General features: G+C 65.8%; 16 protein-coding genes. 6 read left to right on the top strand and 10 right to left on the bottom strand.

Annotated features, from left to right (window positions below):
- Window positions 1-23: 23 nt before the first annotated feature.
- Together C1A15_RS13300 and murJ are read right to left on the bottom strand one after the other, a co-directional pair.
- Window positions 24-929, bottom strand: coding sequence for a LysR family transcriptional regulator (locus C1A15_RS13300; RefSeq protein ID WP_101723011.1), 906 nt, complete (start codon window positions 927-929; stop codon window positions 24-26).
- Window positions 930-990: 61 nt separating this feature from the next.
- Entirely contained in the window at window positions 991-3,087 is a 2,097-nt protein-coding gene (gene murJ, locus C1A15_RS13295; protein ID WP_101723010.1) for a murein biosynthesis integral membrane protein MurJ, read from the bottom strand.
- Window positions 3,088-3,154: 67 nt separating this feature from the next.
- On the opposite strand from murJ, the gene C1A15_RS13290 reads away from it, so the two are divergent.
- Window positions 3,155-4,051 carry an NAD(+)/NADH kinase gene (locus C1A15_RS13290; RefSeq protein ID WP_101723009.1) on the top strand — a complete coding sequence of 299 codons (897 nt, stop codon included), beginning with the start codon at window positions 3,155-3,157 and terminating at the stop codon, window positions 4,049-4,051.
- Window positions 4,052-4,137: 86 nt separating this feature from the next.
- On the opposite strand, the gene C1A15_RS13285 is transcribed toward C1A15_RS13290, so the two are convergent.
- Window positions 4,138-5,235 carry a hypothetical protein gene (locus C1A15_RS13285; protein ID WP_101723008.1) on the bottom strand — a complete coding sequence of 366 codons (1,098 nt, stop codon included), beginning with the start codon at window positions 5,233-5,235 and terminating at the stop codon, window positions 4,138-4,140.
- Window positions 5,236-5,405: 170 nt separating this feature from the next.
- On the bottom strand, window positions 5,406-6,182 hold the full coding sequence (locus C1A15_RS13280) for a hypothetical protein (protein WP_101723007.1): 777 nt from the start codon (window positions 6,180-6,182) through the stop codon (window positions 5,406-5,408).
- A 179-nt stretch (window positions 6,183-6,361) separates the two neighbouring features.
- Here C1A15_RS13280 and C1A15_RS13275 point away from each other — a divergent pair, with 179 nt between their 5' ends.
- Entirely contained in the window at window positions 6,362-8,635 is a 2,274-nt protein-coding gene (locus C1A15_RS13275) for an extracellular solute-binding protein (protein WP_101723006.1), read from the top strand.
- A gap of 2 nt (window positions 8,636-8,637) precedes the next feature.
- Here the strand turns inward: C1A15_RS13275 and C1A15_RS13270 are convergent, their stop codons facing one another.
- The 5 genes from C1A15_RS13270 to C1A15_RS13250 are packed head-to-tail and all read right to left on the bottom strand — an operon-like array spanning window position 8,638 to window position 13,596.
- Window positions 8,638-9,750: an ABC transporter ATP-binding protein gene (locus C1A15_RS13270; RefSeq protein WP_101723005.1), complete on the bottom strand. Its 1,113-nt coding sequence runs from the start codon at window positions 9,748-9,750 to the stop codon at window positions 8,638-8,640.
- The gene (locus tag C1A15_RS13265; protein ID WP_101723004.1) at window positions 9,751-10,791 is read right to left on the bottom strand and encodes a hypothetical protein; all 1,041 of its coding nucleotides are present in this window, start codon (window positions 10,789-10,791) and stop codon (window positions 9,751-9,753) included.
- The gene (locus C1A15_RS13260) at window positions 10,784-11,875 is read right to left on the bottom strand and encodes an efflux RND transporter periplasmic adaptor subunit (RefSeq protein ID WP_101723003.1); all 1,092 of its coding nucleotides are present in this window, start codon (window positions 11,873-11,875) and stop codon (window positions 10,784-10,786) included. Before C1A15_RS13260 ends, C1A15_RS13265 begins: the two co-directional genes overlap by 8 nt.
- The gene (locus tag C1A15_RS13255) at window positions 11,876-12,724 is read right to left on the bottom strand and encodes a carbohydrate ABC transporter permease (RefSeq protein WP_101723002.1); all 849 of its coding nucleotides are present in this window, start codon (window positions 12,722-12,724) and stop codon (window positions 11,876-11,878) included.
- Window positions 12,721-13,596, bottom strand: a complete 876-nt coding sequence (locus C1A15_RS13250; RefSeq protein ID WP_101723001.1) for a carbohydrate ABC transporter permease — start codon at window positions 13,594-13,596, stop codon at window positions 12,721-12,723. The genes C1A15_RS13255 and C1A15_RS13250 overlap by 4 nt, the downstream gene beginning before the upstream one ends.
- 198 nt (window positions 13,597-13,794) lie before the next feature.
- Here C1A15_RS13250 and C1A15_RS13245 point away from each other — a divergent pair, with 198 nt between their 5' ends.
- From C1A15_RS13245 to C1A15_RS13230, 4 genes are all read left to right on the top strand, one after another.
- A complete protein-coding gene (locus C1A15_RS13245) occupies window positions 13,795-14,367 on the top strand; it encodes a helix-turn-helix transcriptional regulator (protein WP_245865032.1) in 573 nt (190 codons plus the stop codon).
- A 209-nt stretch (window positions 14,368-14,576) separates the two neighbouring features.
- Window positions 14,577-15,260: a hypothetical protein gene (locus C1A15_RS13240; RefSeq protein WP_101723000.1), complete on the top strand. Its 684-nt coding sequence runs from the start codon at window positions 14,577-14,579 to the stop codon at window positions 15,258-15,260.
- Window positions 15,261-15,331: 71 nt separating this feature from the next.
- On the top strand, window positions 15,332-15,898 hold the full coding sequence (locus tag C1A15_RS13235) for a hypothetical protein (protein WP_101722999.1): 567 nt from the start codon (window positions 15,332-15,334) through the stop codon (window positions 15,896-15,898).
- A gap of 42 nt (window positions 15,899-15,940) precedes the next feature.
- Window positions 15,941-17,365, top strand: coding sequence for an MSCRAMM family adhesin (locus C1A15_RS13230; RefSeq protein ID WP_101722998.1), 1,425 nt, complete (start codon window positions 15,941-15,943; stop codon window positions 17,363-17,365).
- A 100-nt stretch (window positions 17,366-17,465) separates the two neighbouring features.
- Here C1A15_RS13230 and C1A15_RS13225 read toward each other — a convergent pair whose 3' ends face one another.
- Window positions 17,466-18,947 (bottom strand): DUF1846 domain-containing protein, encoded by a 1,482-nt coding sequence (locus C1A15_RS13225; RefSeq protein WP_101722997.1) that lies wholly within the window; start codon window positions 18,945-18,947, stop codon window positions 17,466-17,468.
- Window positions 18,948-19,047 lie beyond the last annotated feature (100 nt).

Below are 19,047 nucleotides of genomic sequence, written 5' to 3'. Positions count from 1 at the left end.
GTCCTCGCGCCGCGCGCCCGGCCTCAGCGCCGCGCGCCGTTGCGGATGAAGCTGACCAGCTTGAGCGCCAACGGCTTCGCGAGCGTCTCGCGGTAGGCGAGGCACAGGGGGAGGTCGATCCGGTCGTTCGGGCAAAACGGCATGAAGACCGACTGCGGGTAGGCCTCCTCCATGCAGGGGTCGTAGGGTTGCAGATGCACCCCGCCGCCGCTGCAGAACGCGTCGATGGCGTCGTCGTTGAGCGGCACCTCGCAAAACAGCGGGTTGAAGCCGCGGGCGTGGCAGGCCGCCACGAAGCCGGTGGTGAACAGGTCGAAATCGAAGGGGCTCCTGATAGGGACCCCTTCGAGGTCGGCTATCGCGAGGGGCGCGCGCTCGCACAGCAGGTTGCCGCGCAGCGTGATCGCCCGCGTTTCCACGGGGCCGAGAGCGAGCAGCTTGATGCCCGGGCGCTTGTACGCGCCGTGGACGAAGCCGAGGTCGATGACCTCCTCCTCGAGGGCGTTCAGGATGGCGGTGTCGGACATCTTGAACGTCGAGACGGCGCAGCCGGGCGTCCGGGCGGCGAACTCGTTGACGAGCGCCACCGTCTCGTGCCCGCCGTTGAAGAACAGATAGTCGAGCGGGAACGACTTGAATGCGACGGCGAGCGATTCTTGGGCCTTGTCGCCCGTCTTGCGCTCTTGGACGAATCGGTCGATCTCGTCGAGCTTGCGCAGCACTGCGTCGGCGTGCGCGAGGAACTGCAGGCCTTCGTCGGTGGGGTGCATGCGCTCGCCGCGGTCGAACAGCTCGAAGCCCGCTTCGTGCTCGAGCGCGCGGATCGCCTTGGAAACGGCCTGCTTGGAGACGAACAGCTCCTCTGCGGCCCTTGCCACGCTCCCGCAATGCGCCACCGCCGACATGTATCTCAACTGATGCAGCTCCACGGCACCTCCCCTGTGCTCGCTTGCGTGCTTGCTCGCGCCCGTTTTGCGACAGGCGCTGACGCTACCCGCGACCTAGCTTGCCCTTCACCTTGTTTGCGATGGAGCTGACGAAGGCCGCCTCGGGCACGTGCAGCTTGATGGACAGGCCGAACGTCACCACGAGCGCCACGATGCCGCCGACCAGCACGTAGGCGAGCGCCTGCGGGATCGAGCCCGACAGCGGGGCTACGAATGTCTGCAGCGCGAACAGCACGCCGCCGCCTGCCGCCGCGCCCAGGCCACCGAACACGAGGCCGCCCAGGCATGCCTTCGCCACCGAGCGCAAGCCGAACGGTCCCAGGCGGCGCCGCAGGTAGACGAACAGGCACACGTCGGCCACCACGTAGAACAGCACTTCGGCTACCGCGATGACCTCGATGGGGAAACGCCCCACGTTCGACGCGCCGTACATGGTGAGTGCGATCTGCGCCGCGCCGGCCACGAAGTTGAACACGGCGAAGACGCCCATTTTCCTCAGGCTCGAGAATATCTTCTGCAGGTACGTGTTCACGCCGTACACAGGCAGCGCGAACGCGAGCACGGACATGTACGTGGCGATGGACGAGACGTTCTCCATTGTGAAGGCCCCGGCGTGGTAGAGGGTGACCAGCGGCAACGAGAACACCATGAGGTACAGCGCGAAGGGGATCATGAAGAACAGGATCTGGTTCGTGCCGCCGACGATGCCGCGCTTCACCCCCTCCGCGTCGCCTTCGGCCTGCATGTCGGCGAGCTCGGTGAACATGGCGGTGGTGATGGGCACCGCCAAGAACGCGTAGGGGAGCGTGAACCACTGGCGCGCGTACAGCAGGATGGACGGACCGTTGTCGGCGAAGCCGTACGATGCCGCGTTTTGCACCGACACCACGATGAGCGAGCACAGCATGACGAACACGGCCGGCACGCCGATGGCCACCGTCTCGCGCAGCGAAGGGTCGCGCAGGTCGATGCGCGGGCGCACGCGGATGCCGTTCTTCTTGAGCGCCGGCAGCTGGATGGCCAGCTGCACGAACACGCCCAGCGGGTTGCCGAACGCGATGATGTACAGCGCGAACTCCTGGTTCTGCGGCGCCACGATGGCGTACAGCACGAAGGTTGTGATGACGATGACGTTGTTCGCCACGGGCGCGATGGACGACCAGAGGTAGTCGCGATTGGCGTTGAGCAGGCCCGATACGATAGCGGTGGCACCGTACATCACGATCTGTATCGCGAAGAACTGGAAGAAGAACACCGACTGGGCCATCTCGTTCTGGTCGGAGTAGAAGCTTTGCGTGTAGATGGCCACGCTGGGGAAGGCCATGCACAGCGCCGACACCACGCCGAGGAACAGCACCACGATGGTGAGCAGGTTCGACGCGTAGCGGTTGGAGGCGTCGCGCCCGAGCTTCTTCTTCACCGACATATATACCGGAAGGAATGCCGTGACCAGCATGCCGCCCACCACCAGCTCGTACAGCTGGTTCGGCAGGTTGTTCGCCACCTGGTAGGAGCTCGACAGCAGGGTGGATCCCAGCGCGAAGGCCATGACCCAGGTGCGGGCGAAGCCGGTGATGCGCGAGAGCATGGTGCATATGCTCATGAGCGCGGCCGACGATCCGACGGCGGACGTGGCATCCTCGGGCTCGGGCTGCTCGACGCGGGCGAGCGTGCGGTCGGCGCCGGCGTGCTTGCTGATGATGGGCAGCTCCGAGGTCGATCCGGGGAACGCGGCGCGCTCGGCGCGCGAGCTGGGCATCGCCGGGGCGACGCGTGCGCGCTCGCGCTCGCGCGGGTCGGGCGTCGAGGGCTCGAAGGGGTCGCGGGTGCGATCGGGGCCGGCGTGGCGGCCGCCGATGTGGATCTCGGAGGTTTCCCCCGGCGCGGCCGCGCGCAGGCGGGCTTTCGCGCTGGTGGGGTCGAGCCGCGGCTGCGGCTTGGGTACCACCTGCTGGGCCACGGCCGCCGCGATGGCGGTGCGGTCGAGGCCGGCGTGGCGGCCGCCTACTCTGATTTCCGACGTGGAGCCCGGGTCGGCAGCGCGCGCGTGGGTGCGTTGGGGGCGCTGAGGCGCGGCGGGCTGCTCCGGTGCCGGTTCGGCAACGCGCGTGTGTTGAGCTCGTGCGAGCTTGTCGGACATGGACGGACGCTTCCTCATGCTTCGGATATAATGGCCCCATCATAGCAAACCCGGAAAGAAGACCTTCATGCACATCCTCATCGTACGCAATAATTCCAACTCGCAAGCGGTGGACGCATCGCTGCTGCTCGCGACGTACCTTGCGACGCAGGGCCTCGAGTATACGCTGGTCGATTCGTCCGATCTCTCGTGCCGCTGCGACCATGAAGGCGTGAACGCGGCGCTGGCGGCGGGCGTCGCGATGACGGTGGTGCTCGGCGGCGACGGAACCATCCTGCGCACGGCGCGCCAGATCGGCACGTCGGGCGTGCCTATCCTCGGCATCAACTTCGGGCGGCTGGGTTTTCTGGCGAATTCGAGCGACGACGGCGTGATCGCCATCGTGTCGTCCGCGCTGGCCGGCGACGTGGTGGCCGAGCAGCGCACGAACCTGCGCATCGACGTGGTGTGCGAGGGCGAGGTCGACCCGTGGGACGACGACAGCGATGCGGCCGTGCCCGACTTCGACGATCCTGCCCGCACGTTCTTCGCGCTCAACGAGCTGGCCGTGACGCGCGGCGCGAACGGCCGCATCATCGACTTCGGCTTGAGCATCTCGGGCGACCACATCGCCGACATGCGCGGCGACGGCCTGGTGGTGGCCACGGCCACCGGCTCGACGGCCTACGCGCTGTCGGCGGGCGGGCCGCTCGTGGCGCCCGGCTTCAACGGGTTGGTGGCCGTCCCGCTGGCGCCCCACACGCTGCACTCGCGTGCCATCGTGACGGCGGCCAACGACGTGGTGGAGATGGACCTGTCGCTCAACCGCGACCCTCGCGAGGCCACCCTGTTCGCCGACGGCGAGCTGCTCACATTCGACGCGCCGGTGAAGCGCATCTACGTCGCCCGCGGCACCGCCCCCACCACGCTGCTACGCTACCAGCGCGAAGGCTTCTACGAGCACGCCGCCAAGGTGTTCTTCTAAGAGGCGACGTTCGACGCTGTCGGTCGACAAGGTGTCTCCGGTCGGATCTTCGCTCCTAAAACACGCCACAGCGGCTGTGGCGTGTTTTAGGAGCGAAGATCGGCCTCCGATGGGGACGTGATCGCGAGGTCGCTCGTCGGATCGGCGAGCGACTCGACGGTGAACATCAGCGCTTCAAGCGATTTCGAACGTGCAAGTCGGCGCTCCTTTCGTGCAACCTCGTGGCTTTGCGGGATGCCGTAACGCCTGAGCAGAGTCTCGAAGGTGTTCGGCTCCATCACGTCTCTGTAGGAGAATCGCATGATCGGCATGCCGTACAGTGTGAGCCGGGATTCTCGATGCTGTTCGTCGGCGAGAACTCGTAGCGAAGATCTCCCTTTGCGCAGCGCGGCGTCCTCGTATTTCTGCATTCCGTCGAACTCTCCGATGACCTTGCTGCCGTCCAACCGCGTCCAGAGGAAATCGACGCGATACGCATGCCCCCGATTGAGGGGCTGAGGAAGCTCGACCTGAAGCTGCGGCAGCGCGAATCCCAGCTCGATCATGGTTGCCCGTGCGAAGGACTCCCCGGCGCTTTCGCTGCGTGCATCGGCGTAGTACATCGTCCTGAGGGCGTGGCGAACCCCAGCATGCCCCTTGTTCATACGCTTGAAACGGGATACGAACGAGCTCGGCCGTTCTCCCGTGAGGCGCAGTGCGCCGTCTGCCGCGGCCAGCGCATATTTGAAATCCGACGTACGCATACAGTCGTATGCGGTACGTGCGAGCGATGTGACGCGGAGGCCGTGTACCGTTACAGGTTTGTCGTTGTCCACGATGTGCCAGCTGATTGCGCCGCACGACGCGTTACGATTCGCGCGCGAAGTGACCACGTGGATCGTATCCGCGCGATCCAGCGAGATAGGAAGCCCGAACGCGAGCGCAGCCGATTCGTGGCAGAAGACCCAGTTGGGATGCAGCTCTTGCAGCGCCCTCATAAGGTGGAGTGCCTGTTGGTGCTTCGGCAGCGAGCACCAGTACGACGACCGTGCATAGATTCCCTTTGCCGGGCGGACGGCCTTCCCTTGCTCCACTTGGCGACGCAGGCTTTCGCGAACGCGCGCGTTCGGCGGCACGACGCACGTCGATCTCTTCTCGGAGCGCGAGAAGAGGGAGGCCATTTCCTTGTCGTTGGTTTTCGGCATCGTGCCACCGCCCTCGGTGCCCGGTTGGGTCAGGTCTCCTATTGTCTCATGGCGCGAAGAGATGGCTCAGCGCGGTGTGGCTGGAAGTGCGTAAAGAACATCTTCGCTCCCAAAACACGCCACAGCTGCTGTGGCGTGTTTTGGGAGCGAAGATGTGTACCTGAAAAGGGTTACAACCACAGGCGATAGGCGGTGCCGGAGTCGAAATCAACCAGTTGCAGGCAGAAGTCGGACGGGTCGAGGTTGTCGAACGCGTTCTGGTCCTTGAGGGCGTTCTTGTTGACCTTGAACGGCAGGATGATCTCGACCGATTCGCCGGGTTCGACTGCGTCTTGTCCCGACCTGTAGATCTCGTTCGCGAAGTAGTACGCGTCGTCCAGGCGCGCGCCCGCGCCGAGGCTGTCGTCGATGTAGTCGAGGTTCTCGCCCCATAGGGAGAAATTATGCATGGGGAAATCGCGCTGTAGGTCGATCGCCTCGGACGAGACGTTGGTGACCAGGACGGTGGCCGCGACGAGCTTGCTGCTGTCGTAGGCGGGGTAGTCGGTTCCGGCGTACTCGGGATACCAGTCGGCGAAGCTCTTGGCCGAGATCACCTTGATCTGGCTCACGGACAGGTCGAAGTCCGGAGCGTCGTATTCCCACTCGCCCGCTTCTTTCCAGGCTTCCTCTATCTCAGGCGGTATCGCCTGCACTATCTCTTCCGGCCTGCCGTTGTAGGCTTTTCCCTGCGTGATGCCGCGGGCTTTCAGCGTGGAGCCGGGCGCGAGGTCCATGATCTTGCTTGCAGCGTACCCGGTTTCGGAATAGAGCCCATCGCCGATGCGGGGCTCGGGCTCGTGCGGCGTCCCCGGGATGTAGCGCCCCACGAACCAGCCCATGACGAGCGCGATGGCGATCAGGCAGACGGCGCCGACCATCGCACGTTTGCTGCGGTTCATCTGCATCGTCTCCCCTCCTTCGCTCGTTTGGGTCGATCCTAGCATCGTGCCACGTCAGGCGGCAACGGTGATTTATTTCACCCTACCACAGGCCGGTATTCTTCGCGGGAGCGAAGCGGGAGGCTGCTACACTCCGGGCAACGGGCGCCGCTGCAAGCGCCCGACCTCGCATGAAGGAGGCTTTTATGGTGCGGAACCTTACGGCGCTGATCTTGGCGACCGTGCTGTGCCTGGCGGGCTGCGCGCCGTCCGGCGGTGCGCGGGGCACGGGGACGACGCCGTCGAGCGGCACGGCGGCCGTCTCGGCGATGGACGTTCCCCATTACGAGGAGAAGGTTCGGCTGTCCGCGGGGATGAACGAGATCCTCGACATGCGGCTCACGGAGGAGGGCGGACTGTTCGTCGCGGCTACCGATGTCGGGCGCTCGCACGTGGCCGTGTTCGCGCAGGCGGACGACGGCACGTGGGAGGAGGCGTTCGATGCCGACGGCCTCATGGAATCGCTCGGCGAGAACCGCTATTTGAGTACGGCCGCCTTGACGCCGCAGGGGACGCTGCTGTGTATCGCGTCGTCGTCCGGCGGGTCGAACCCGGCATGCTACGCGGTCGATCGCGACGGCTCGTTCTCCCGCTCGTCGCTTCCGATCGGCTCCGATGTGTTCAAGTTCCGCGTCGACGACGCCGGCTCGGTGATCGTCTCGCAGTCGGGCAGCATCACGCGTACGAAGGGCGGCTTGGTGCGCTACGACGCCGCAGGCGGCGAAGCCGTGGAGTACGAGCTTGCCGAAGGCGAGTTCGCCTCCGATTTCGCCGTGCATGGGGAGACGCTGTACGTCGTCGTCACGCGCAGCAACGGCATGCAGATGGAAAACGACATCGTGGCGTTCGAGGCGCGAACGGGAGCGAAAGTCGACGTCGACCACTCCCTGCGCGCCGCATTCGACCAGCTGCTCCCTGCTTCGGACGGATTCGACCCCGGCGCGCCACCCGTGCTGGCAAGCGGCTCCGACGCGCTGTACGCGTGCGCGAAGGGCGCCGTCTTCCGGTGCGCCGACGGCGCGGCGGAGTGCGTGCTGGACGGGGCGGGCACGCATTTGGAGAACTCCACCGAGCAGCCAGCCGGCTTGCTCCTGCTGCCCGACGGCAGCCTCGTCATCCAGTATCGGGATCGCATGTCGAGCGAGGGCGCCGTGTACCGCTACTTCGAGGGCGAGCGCGAGCAGACGGCGGAGCTGACGGTGTACACGCTCGAAGACGACGCCGACGTGCAGCAGGCGGTGGTCGCCTTCCGCGACGACCACCCCGAAACTGCGGTGGAGCTTCAGGTGGGCATCCCGGCCGGGTCGGGGCTCACCGCAGACGACGCCATCCGGGCGCTCAACGCCGATCTGCTGGCGGGAACGGGCCCCGACGTGCTCGTGCTCGATGGGCTGCCGATGAAGGACCTCGTCGAGCAAGGGATGCTGCTCGATCTCGAAGACGACGTGCAGGCGGCGCTTTCGCGCGAATCCTATTACGAGAACGTCCTCACGGCGTTTTCGAGCGATGACGGCTGCTTCGCCGTGCCTACGCGATTCGCGCTGCCGTCGGCAGTGGGCGACGAAGAGGTGCTGGGACATGCGGGCTCCCTCGAGGATTTGACCGCCTACCTGGATCGAAGCGACGAAACGCGCGCGCAGCTCGGGTCGTTGTCGTTGGCGGCGCTGTACACGGCGTCCTATCCCGTCATCGTGGACGAGGACGGTAGCGTCGACGCCGTCGCGCTCGCGGCGTTCTTCCGCAGCATGCAGCGGCTGGTGGCGATCTCCGAGGCGAATGTGGGAGAGGGCGGCGATCCCTCGTACGACTTTATCGGCGATCTGTTCAGGAATTTCGACGGCGACGCGTATGGGCTGGGCGGCGGAGTCATGGGGTTGCTCGACGGCTATGGCCGCATCGCCTTCGGGTCGCTGGTCGACGCGAACGATTACGGCATGGCGGGCATCGCCGTGGCGAACGCGGACTACCCGTGCGCCATTGTGCCGCTTGCCTTCGGCGGCGCGCGGACGTTCGAGCCCCGCACCGTGGTGGGCGTCAGCGCCGGCAGCCAGAACGCCGACGCCGCGCGGGACTTGGTCGCCTTCCTGCTGGAAAAAGCCCAGCAAGCGGGTGGCCGCGACCTCGGGCTGCCCGTGTGCAAGAGCGTCTTCGAGGAAGCCGCGCAAGCGCTCGGCGGCTACAGCATGGGCTCCATGAACGCCGAAGGCGGCATGACGAACTACGAGCGCGGCGCGCTCGCCGACGACGAGATCGCCGCGTACCATCGCATGGTGGAAAGCGCCACGGCGGCCAGCGTGCCCGACAAGGTGGTGACCGACGTGATCGCGGCCGAGCTGGAAGCGTGCTGCCGCGGCACCGTCTCGCCCGACGACGCGGTGGGCAACGCGTTGCAGAAGCTCAAGCTGTACCAGGCGCAATAGCGCTACCGCCGCACCAGCACATTCTCCTCGGTCGCGGGGTCGAACAGGAAGACGCCGTCGGCGCGCAGGCTCGCGTTGACGGCGTCTCCCGGCCGATAACGCCCGAACTGCCGTACGTCGGCCTTGACGACAAGCGGGTACCCGGCCACCTCGATTGACAGGTAGGCGTCCGCTCCGGCGATCTCCCCGCGCTGGAACCGTCCGGCAAGCACGGTCGCGTCCGCGGCAGGCCCCACGCCGCCGCGAGCGAGCGAGAGGCTTTCGGGCCGCACCCCCAAGACCAGCTCGCGTCCTTCGTAGCGCGCCGCCACAAACCGGGCGCGCGCGGGGAGGGGGACTTCGATGTCGCCGAAGCGGAGCGATCCGCGAACGAGGCGGCAGGGGACGAAGCTCATGGCCGGGGAGCCGATGAACCCGGCAACGAACAGGGTGCGCGGCTCGAAGTAGAGCTCGGCCGGCGTTCCGACCTGCTGCACCTCGCCGGCATCCATTACGACGATCTTCGTGGCGAGGGTCATGGCCTCGGTCTGGTCGTGTGTGACGTACAGCATGGTGGCGCCGGTGCTGCGGTGAAGCCGTGCCAGCTCGCCGCGCATGTGGGAGCGCAGCTTTGCGTCGAGGTTCGACAGCGGCTCGTCCATGAGGAAGAGCGCCGGGTCGCGCACGAGCGCGCGGCCGATGGCGACGCGCTGTTGCTGGCCGCCGGAGAGCTTCGACGGCGTGCGATCGAGGATATCATCGATGCCGAGCGTTTCGCTGACGGCCGCCACCCGCCGAGCGCGCTCGTCTTTCGGGATCTTGCGCGCTTTGAGGGGGAACGCGATGTTGTCGAATGCGCTCAGGTGGGGGTACAGCGCGTAGTCTTGGAACACCATGGCCACGTTGCGGTCCGCCGGACGCAGGCGCGTGACATCGCGCCCGTCGAGGACCACGCGACCGCCATCGGGCCACTCCAGCCCGGCGACCAGCCGCAGGATGGTGGACTTGCCGCAGCCCGACGACCCCACCAGCACCATGAAATCGCCCCGGTCGACGGTGAGCGAGAAGTCGCGCACCGCATGCACGGCTCCTTTGTCGAACGCCTTGTCGAGGTGCTCCAGTTCCAGCAATGCCATTCATCCCACCTGCTTTCGTGCGTGTTTGGCCCGCGTGAGCGCCGGGTGCGCGCGGAGTTGCAGCATCGCAGCCACGAGCGCGGCGAGCGCGGATAGGCCGAGCAGCACCGCCGCCGTTGCGGCGATGAGCACGGGTTCGTCGAATACGGTTTGCCGCGCGAACGCGAGGTACGCGAGACCCCCGGTCCAGCTGCGCCACGATTCCTGCCATGCGGAGAAGTCCGACCAGGTCGTAGGATAGAAGCTGCCGAAGCGCGTCAGGGAGGATGCGAACGCGGCCGTCGCTCCCAGCGCTCCTGCGCCCGCGGTTGCGAGGCACGCGAGGCGCGGCAGCCAGTGCGCGGTCGGCCGCGTCCCACTCTGGCGACACGGCGAGACGAGGGCGATCACGAGTGCGAGCGGGTACGCGAACAGGCAAGCGTACGCAAGCAGTTCGGCTCCGCGAACGTCGAGCGTTTCGACGCTCGAGCCCAGGGCGGACGCTGCGAGATCGTCGGTCACAGGAAACCCGTCGGCGTCGAACGCGAGCGTGGTGAGCCGCGTGAACGCACGCTCGGCATCGCCTTCGCGCACCGCCAGCGGCGCATCGTTCGACAGCGAACCCACCGCCCGGTAAGGAACGCCGTCGATGAGCACGTCAAGCCCCCTCGCGTCGGGCTGGCCAAACAGGGAGACGCTTGCGGCGCTGCTGAGGATGCACGCGCCGGGCTCCGCGGGGAAGAAGGCGGTATCGGGTAGCAGCAGTCCGAGGTCGCCTTCGTAGGAGACGACGTCGACCTCGACCGTTGCGGCGAGGTCGGGGTTCGCGGCGACGTGCCCGCCGTCCTGCGACCACACAACGAAGCTTCCCAGCGCGCTCCGGGCCGCCTCTGCCGCGTCGAGCGGAACGCTATCGCCGCCCAGCTCGAAGGTGCTCGTGCGCGCGCACGCCTCATGCACGCGCACCAGGCTTTCCGCGCCTGCGGCGAACAGCAAAAGCGATGCGACGAACAGCGCGGATGCGAGGATCGGCGGACGTGTTGTCGGACGGAGCCTACGCATCGGGCGCCCTGACCTTGTCGCCTTCGGCGATCACCTTGTCCGAGCGGACGATGGCCTGCTGTCGGGCGGAGAGCGCGCCGTCGGCCAGGGCGGCATAGCCATCCCCGGTGTCGAGCACGGTCACGCTCACCGATCGGGCCACCTGCTCGGTTCCCAGAAAACCCTCCCGATCCTCCACCACGTACACGGAGAACCGCGACGGCCCTTCCTGATGCAGCGCCTCGAGGGGGAGGCAGATCGCATACTCGCTCGAGGACAAGTCGACGGTCACGGCGCAGGTCATGCCCGCAGTCACGCCTTCGGCATCCACGTTCGCGCTCAGGCGGGCCCCTCCGTCGGCGTCTCGCGCGATCGAGAAGACGACGTCTTGCAGCACGAGATCATCCGAGAAACGCACCGTGCCCACGGCCTCGGACCCCAGATCCTCGATGTCGCCTCCCGCCGCCGTCGCTTCGACGACGAGCCCCATCGCGGGGTTCGCCAGGGTCAGCACGGCGGCGGTCGACGTCATGCTTCCGACCGGTGCGAGCACGGAGGCGACCGTGCCGCTGTGGGGAGCAAGCACTTCGCCGCCGGCATCGCGAAGCGCGACGAGCCGATCGAGCGTCGTTTGCTGCAGGCGCCGATCCAGCTCGAGCGACTCGATGGAGGCGCCCGCCGCCGCCCCGCTCGCCGCTGCGTCGCCGCTGCCCGCGTCGTTCGCACCCGTTGCAACCGCCGCTGCAGCGGCGTCCCGCATGCTCGCGATGTCGATGTCCAGCTTGCGCACGGCTACGCTCGCGCGTTCGATCCCGTCGTCCAGCACGCCGGCGTCGACGGCGAACAGCGCCTCTCCGGCCTGCACGTTATCCCCTTCGCGCGCGAACAGCGCGCTTACCACCTGCCCCGCTTCCGTAAGCACCGCGGTCTCGCCGCGAAACGCGACGACGCCTTGCGCCTGCACCTTGTGCGCTATCGTGCGGGCGCCGACGTTGACGGTCTTCACCTGCGCGACGCCGGCCGCATCGACGGCGCGAGCCAGCATGGCGAAGCACGCCATCGCAACGGCGAACGCGAACAGGGCGAGAGCTGCCTTCCTTCTCATCTACCGATCCTTTCCCGTGGTCGCGGCGATGCCCTGTTCCAGGTAGTCCTTGCCCATGAGGAACACGAGCACGGCGGGCACGGCCGCCACCACCGCGGCCGCGAACAGCGTGCCGACGGTTTCCGCGCTCAGGGCGGGCTGGAACAGCGACAACGGCCACAGCGCTTGATTCTTGAGGAACGCGAGCGGCTGCTCCACTGCATTCCAATATTCGAAGAAACCCAGGACGAGCGCCGCGAACACGCCCGGCGCGCCCAAGGGAAGCCCGATGCTCCAGAACACCCGCCATTCGCCCGCGCCGTCCAGGCGCGCCGCATCCACGAGGCTGTCGGGAACGCTCGCGAAGAAGTGGTGCATGATAAACACGGGAAACGCGCTGAACGCTCCGGGCAGCACGACGGAGAGCAGAGTGTCGTTGATGCCGAGCGCGTTCAGCACGAGGTAGTTCGGCAGCATGACCACCTGGAACGGCAGCATCATGAGCAGTACGTACAGGAAGAACACCGCGCGCTTGCCGGGAAAGTCGAAGCGCGTGAGCGCCCATGCCGCCGGCGTGGCGAACACCGCCTGGCCCGCCAGCACGTCCACGACGATGATCGCCGAATTCTGAACGAGCACATGGTAGGCGGGCGTGTCGACGAGCACCGCGACGTAGGATGCGAGCGTCGGGCGGCTCGGAACCAGCGGCGCATTCGCGAATCCGGCACCGGGCGCGACAACGCCGCCCAGCGTCGAAGCGAGCTCCTCGTTGCCCATGAAGGAGCCGACGATCAGGACGGCAAGGGGAAAGCAGACGACGAAGCCGACGACGGCCAGCGCCAGCGGGACGAGCCGCGAGCGCGCCGTCATCGCCGCCCGCCTCCCTGCTTGCCCCACGCGCGAAACAGCAGGCCCACCACCGCCAGCAGCACGAGGCTCAGCAGCACGCCGCCCGCCGCCAGCTTGCCCACCGACAGGCTGGCGAACCAGTTGTTGAACACGTGTCCCACGAGGTAGATGCTCTCGGGCGGATAGCTTCCCGCCACGAGGTACGCTTCGCGGTACACCTTGAACGCGTTGATCACCGCGAGCGTGGCCACGACGAAGCACGAGGGCGCCACGAGCGGCAGCGTGATGCGCCGCGCCGTGAGCAAGGCGCCGGCGCCATCGATGCGCGCCGCCTCGTAGAGGCTCGCCGGTATGCCCGACAGCGCCGCAAGCCACAGAATCACGCAATAGCCCAGGTTGCGCCAGACGTAGTCCGCCACCAGAACGAAAAGCGCTGCGTCGCCGGAAAGCCACGCCGCGGGCTCGCCTCCCAGGGCGGACAGCATGCCGTTCACGATGCCCTCGGCGTTGAAGAACACGTCGATCAGCAGCGCGGCGGTGAATGCGGGAATGGCCAGCGGGACGAGCAGCGATGCCTTCATGAAGCGGCGAAACGGTGTCGCTTTGCGCAGGGCGACGGCGATCGCCAGCGAAAGCGCGAGGAGCAGGGGTATACATACGAGCATGAAGCGTGCCGTGTTGGCCGCCGCGAGCGCGAACGCGTCGTTGCCGAGCACGGTGGCGTAGTTGTCCAGGCCGACGAACCGCTCTCCCGAGGTGTTCGTGAACGATCGGCGCGCTACGTCGACGAAGGGCGCTACGAAGAAGATCGCGAGGCCGATGAGGCTCGGGGCCAGGAAGGCGGCGCCGACGCCGCGCTGGATGATCGAAGGACGAAGGGGCTTGGCTCGCACGGCGTTCCTCCTTCGGCAGGCTCGGCAGACGGTTGCTCCCGTGGGGTCGAATCTACCACCGCTCGCTGCGCATGCCTACGGTGAATTAATTCACCCTGGTCGTTCGACCTGCACGAACGCCGATTAGCGCGCGTCGGTTCGAGCCGCCTGTGGTACCATCGTCTCAAACAAGTAGATCGAAGATGAAAGCGGGGTGCCATGCTTCCCGAAGGCATGTTGACCGGCATCGTCGTAGCCGCGACGGCCGTTTTGTTCGTCGCCTGCTGCATGCAGATCGCGCGCGCATCGTTCTTGGAGCGCGCCTCGCGTGCCGACGTGAGGCTCGCCGTGTTCTGGGTGCTTGCGTTCGCCGCTTCCGTCATCGGGTGCCTCGCCTTCACCGAGGCGTACGGCAACGAGATCGCCGCGCTCTACGCGAGCGCGCTCTGCGTCGCGGCGTTGGCCGCAGGTCGGCTCCTCCTGCGATCATGGCGCGCGGGCGAGGCTGCCGAACTCGCGCGCATGGCCGAGCTGCGTGCGCTCGTCGATCGGTATCGGGAGGGGGAGGATTCGGTCGAGTCCCGATGCGCGCGGGCGGCGCGGACGTTCGATCTGACGCGGCGCGAGGAGGAGGTCCTGGCGCTTCTGCTGAAGGGGCGCACGCGTTCCGAGATCGCGCACGAGCTGTACGTGTCGGGCGACACGGTGAAGACGCATATCCGAAATTTATACCGCAAAACAGGTGTGGCGGGGAAGGACGAACTCGTCGAAGCGATAGGTATGCAAAGCTGACCGAAGGCTTTCATGGTATTCAATACCATGTTGGGGGATAATGAATACGGCCTGATCGTAGGGGTAAAACCGTCATAATTCGAAAAACAATGGAGTGGCTCCAAATATTCCTCCGAACGCCATTGACTTGCCATCCCCCGTGGCGTATCTTAGCTTACTAAGTTCCCGCGTTACAGCACGGGGGCTATCGTATAAGGGGTACATTACGTATGAGCAAGCAAGAGACGACGAGCACGCAGAGCCTTCCAGTAGATGATGCCGGACCGAACGGTTCCGGCGTTCCTTCTGATCCGGTGTCTGCTACGAACGCAACCGATACCGGGGCTTCCCAAACCACGTCATCCGCTTCAAACGCCGCAGCCGAAGTTGCCAAGAAAACCGGCAAGATCCTCGGCATGTCCAAGCACGTGTTCGCCGGCCTCGTGGCCGTCGTCGCCGTGTCCGCTGCAGTGGTGGCGGGCGTCGTGCTGACGCAGCAGCCCGCGTTGGAGGATTGGTACGATTCGAACGCCGCGCAAGGCCAGTTCGAGGGCAAGTCGAAGGAAGAGATCCAGGCGGCGCTCAACGAGGAAGTCGCCAAGGGCATGATGAACATCTCCATCGCGGCGTCCATCACGTTCGCCGACGGCTCGTCCGAGGGCGAGGCGCGCATCGAGAACATCGCAGCGAACCCGATGGACCAGAAGGTCGTCATCACGTTGAAGGATTCGGGCGAGACGGTGTACGAATCGGCCGCCATCGCGCCCGACCAGCATATTCAAACGATCAAACTCACGAAGGATCTCGATCCGGGCGAGTACGCCGCCGTTGCTACGTTCACCGGCTACGACCGCGAGACCCACAAACAAACCGGCCAAGCGGCCGCTGAAATCATGTTGGTAGTCGAAGGCTAAAGTGGCCTTCAGGAAGAAGATACGCAGAGCACGTCAGACAACGTAAGGGCACATCAAGAAAGGGAACGATCATGAGCAAGAAAATCGGGCGTTTCGAATACGTCAAGCGCGGCCTGGTAGGAGCCTGCGCAGCCACAATGCTGGCAGGAATGTGCGCGGTCCCGGCGTTTGCGGAGGATTCTACGTTCGAGGATGGTACCATGTCCTCGTCCGTCTCCATCAATACTTCGGCGCTTGGTCAGATTAGCGTGACGGTGCCAACAAAAGCGTTCGTAGGCGTTGCGTCAACTGACGGCTCTATCCAGATCGGCAATTACACGTTCACGAACAATTCAACTCTTGGGATCAAGATATCCAATATGAAAGTCACGGCTGATGCAAGTGCGAATCTTGTCAAGGCTGATGCGGCTGACCCTGGGGATAACGCGATTAGCGTGAAAGCGAAGATTTCCGATACCGCTGTTGAGCTTGCTGATTATACTGGAGTTGATGGCGCTGTGGTGACAGGCGCTCCCACTATCGCAAAAGGTGCAACAGGCACGGTTGAGCTTTCGGGAAACATCTCCAACCCTACGAAGAGCGGCATTAATTCCAACATCAAAATTGCCGACGTAGTTTGGACGTTGGATACGGTGTAATTCGGTATTACTTTTGCATACTAAGGGGATAGGTTTCGCTTCATGACGAAGCCGGCATTACATAGCATCGCATCGCGGAAAGCCGCACCCCTTACGGGTGCGGCTTTCGCGCTTTGTTTGCTGCTGGTGTTCGGATTGCTGTGGCCGGTGCCGGTTTCGTTTGCGGCTGAGGAGGCCGAGGCACCGGCTGGCGACGTCGACAACGTGGTCGTCGAGACCCCTGCGCCGAGCGAGCCTGCCGCCAAGCCCGAGCCTCAACCTCAGCCCGACTCCCAGCCCGAGCCGACCGTCCCGGAGACCCCCGTCGCGCCCGAGCCCGAGCACGAGAACGCGTGGGCCATCGGCGCGGACGAGGCATCGTCGGTGGTGGCGGAGCTGTGGGCCGACGGGACGTTCGTGGTCGACGGGGCGGGGGAGACGGTCGCGTTCGACGACGTCGAGGACGTTCCCTGGTTGGCGGCGGGCGTGGCCGACGACATCGAGCGGGTGATCTTCGCCGACAAGGTGGAAGCGCCAAGCTTGGCGCATTGGTTCGAGGGGTGCTCGAACGTGCGCGAGGTCGCGAACGTGCCCGCCGACGTCGAGGATCTGACGCGCGCTTTCTACGATTGCCCGAAGCTCGTCGAGCTTCCCGACGAATTCGCGTTCGCCGACGAGGCGGTCGCCGAGGCGTGCTTCGGGTTCGAGGAACCGGCTGAAACGCTGCTGACCACGGCATATCGCGGCGCGGACATGAACGTGCTGGCGTACGAGTGGGAGCTCGACGGTCGCGAGCTCGTGAATCCCGATGCGCCGGAGCCGCCGGCAACCGAGGAGCCGCAAGGCCCCGCCGAGCCGACGGAATCGACGGACCCCGTCGACCCCGAAACGCCCGCCGACCCCGAGAACGCCGAGGATCCCAACGCCTCGAAAGATCCCAGCGCCCCCGCAGACGACCCTGCGGATCAGCCCGCTGACGAGCTTGCCGACGAGCCGACGGAAACGCCTGTCGAAGAGACGCCCGCCTCCGAAGCAGTCCCCGAGCCGGAACCCGCACCCGCACCCGCGCCCCAAGAGGAAGCCCAGGTCAACATCACCGTGCCCTCATCGGTTTCCATGATGCTGAACGCCGAGGGCGACAACACCGCCCTCATCCCCGTCGCGGCGGCGAACCGCTCGGAGCGCAGCGTCGCCATCGTCGGCGCGCGCCTCAAGCGCGCGAGCCAGGACCTGCCGGGCGGTTCGTGGTCGCTCACCACGGAAAGCGGCTCCACGACGTTCGTGGAGGACGCGCGCTTCACGCCGCTGGGTCTGGCGGTGACGTTCGACCGGCCGGTGATCCTCGCGGCAGGAGACGAGGGCACGATGCTCGTCTGGCACGGTGCGTTCACCGACTACGGCATGAAGCAGCTGGTGAGCGCCGCGGTGGACGCGGGCGACGAGGGGTTCGCCTACGGCTCGATGATCTGGATCGTCGCCGCCGCATAACGAGACAGAACGCACTGTCGCCCGAAACGGTCGCTTTCGAGGTGAAAAGCGACCGTTTCGGGCGACAGCATGGTGCGGCGAAGGGAGTCCCTCCCGCCCCTTACTTGTGGTAGTACCGGTGCTGCTCGTACTTCGGCTCGCAGCAGACGTTGATGCCGAGCGTGCGGTAGAGCTTCTCGTCGGTGGCCGACAGGATCACGCTGAAGAACGCATCGCATCCGCGCAGGTCGTTCACGTGGTCGATGAGCTTCTTCGCCAGCGGGTCGGTGGCGGAGCTGATGGACAGCGCGATGAGCGTCTCGTCGGAGTGCAGGCGCGGGTTGCGGCTGTGCAGCTGGTCGGTCTTCAGACGGCAGATGGGCGTGATGGCCTCGTCGCTGATCACGTCGATGTCGTCGTCCACGCCGGCCACGCCCTTGAGCGCGTTCATCAAAAGCGACGACGCGGCGCCCAGCAGCGTGGACGTTTTGCCCGTCACCACGGTGCCGTCGGGCAGCACCATCGCGCCGGCCGGGCCGCCCGTGGTCTCCTCCTTCAGCAGCGCCGCCGAACGTGCTGGCGACAGCCCCGCGTTCACGCCGGCCTGGTTCATGAGCAGCTCGAGCCGCTCCATGCGCTCCTGGCCCACGCCCGAACGCTTCACCTCGACCGCGGTCTGGAAGTAGCGGCGCACGATCTCCATCTTCGCGGCGTCGCGCACGGCGTCGTCGTCGACGATGGCGTTGCCTGCCATGTTCACGCCCATGTCGGTGGGCGACTGGTACGGGCTCGTGCCCGAGATGCGCTCCATCATGGCTTTGAGCACGGGGAATATCTCCACGTCGCGATTGTAGTTGACGGTGGTCTTCCCGTAGGCTTCGAGGTGGAAGGGGTCGATGGTGTTCGCGTCGTCGAGGTCGACGGTGGCCGCCTCGTAGGCGATGTTCACCGGGTGCTTGAGGGGCAGGTTCCACACGGGGAACGTCTCGTACTTCGCGTAGCCGGCCGCGATGCCGCGTTCGTGCTCGTGGTACAGCTGCGACAGGCAGGTGGCCATCTTGCCCGAGCCGGGGCCGGGCGCCGTCACCACCACGAGGGGGCGCGTCGTCTCGATGTACTCGTTCTTGCCGTACCCCTCCTCGCTGACGATGTGGTCGATGTCGTAGGGGTAGCCGGCGATGGGGTAGTGCAGGCAGCTCTTGATGCCGAGGCTCTCGAGGCGGCGGCGGAACATGCCGGCTGAGGGCTGGTTCGCGTAGTGGGTGATCACCACGCCGCTCGTGGCGAAGCCCATGGAACGGAAGATGTCCATGAGGCGCAGCACGTCCTCGTCGTACGTGATGCCCAAGTCTCCGCGCACCTTGCTCTTCTCGATGTCGTTGGCGTTGATGGCGATGATCACCTCGACGTCGTCCGCGAGGCTCTTGAGCATGCGGATCTTGGAGTCGGGCTCGAACCCGGGAAGCACGCGCGCGGCATGGAAGTCGTCGAACAGCTTTCCGCCGAATTCCAGATAGAGCTTGCCGCCGAACTGGTCGATACGGCTTCGAATGTGCTCTGCTTGGAGTGCGATGTACTTGTCGTTGTCGAATCCAGTGCGCATGGAATCCCTCTTCTTCTCCGAACGTTTCTGCTCTTGCACTAATGCGATAGCATACCACGATACCGGGCAAGTGTTTCGGGTGCGTTTCTGGTTGGGGGCG

The sequence above is a fragment of the Eggerthella timonensis genome, from assembly GCF_900184265.1.
GTDB classification, from domain to species: domain Bacteria; phylum Actinomycetota; class Coriobacteriia; order Coriobacteriales; family Eggerthellaceae; genus Eggerthella; species Eggerthella timonensis.
This window is presented reverse-complemented; position numbering and strand designations above follow the sequence as displayed.

Bases quoted from the DNA above. Each gene is read 5' to 3' on its own strand.
- murJ (WP_101723010.1), bottom strand. From the start codon at position 3,087: ATGTCCGACAAGCTCGCACGAGCTCAACACACGCGCGTTGCCGAACCG.
- C1A15_RS13290 (WP_101723009.1), top strand. From the start codon at position 3,155: ATGCACATCCTCATCGTACGCAATAATTCCAACTCGCAAGCGGTGGAC.
- C1A15_RS13285 (WP_101723008.1), bottom strand. From the start codon at position 5,235: ATGCCGAAAACCAACGACAAGGAAATGGCCTCCCTCTTCTCGCGCTCC.
- C1A15_RS13280 (WP_101723007.1), bottom strand. From the start codon at position 6,182: ATGCAGATGAACCGCAGCAAACGTGCGATGGTCGGCGCCGTCTGCCTG.
- C1A15_RS13275 (WP_101723006.1), top strand. From the start codon at position 6,362: ATGGTGCGGAACCTTACGGCGCTGATCTTGGCGACCGTGCTGTGCCTG.
- C1A15_RS13270 (WP_101723005.1), bottom strand. From the start codon at position 9,750: ATGGCATTGCTGGAACTGGAGCACCTCGACAAGGCGTTCGACAAAGGA.
- C1A15_RS13265 (WP_101723004.1), bottom strand. From the start codon at position 10,791: ATGCGTAGGCTCCGTCCGACAACACGTCCGCCGATCCTCGCATCCGCG.
- C1A15_RS13260 (WP_101723003.1), bottom strand. From the start codon at position 11,875: ATGAGAAGGAAGGCAGCTCTCGCCCTGTTCGCGTTCGCCGTTGCGATG.
- C1A15_RS13255 (WP_101723002.1), bottom strand. From the start codon at position 12,724: ATGACGGCGCGCTCGCGGCTCGTCCCGCTGGCGCTGGCCGTCGTCGGC.
- C1A15_RS13245 (WP_245865032.1), top strand. From the start codon at position 13,795: ATGCTTCCCGAAGGCATGTTGACCGGCATCGTCGTAGCCGCGACGGCC.
- C1A15_RS13240 (WP_101723000.1), top strand. From the start codon at position 14,577: ATGAGCAAGCAAGAGACGACGAGCACGCAGAGCCTTCCAGTAGATGAT.
- C1A15_RS13235 (WP_101722999.1), top strand. From the start codon at position 15,332: ATGAGCAAGAAAATCGGGCGTTTCGAATACGTCAAGCGCGGCCTGGTA.
- C1A15_RS13230 (WP_101722998.1), top strand. From the start codon at position 15,941: ATGACGAAGCCGGCATTACATAGCATCGCATCGCGGAAAGCCGCACCC.
- C1A15_RS13225 (WP_101722997.1), bottom strand. From the start codon at position 18,947: ATGCGCACTGGATTCGACAACGACAAGTACATCGCACTCCAAGCAGAG.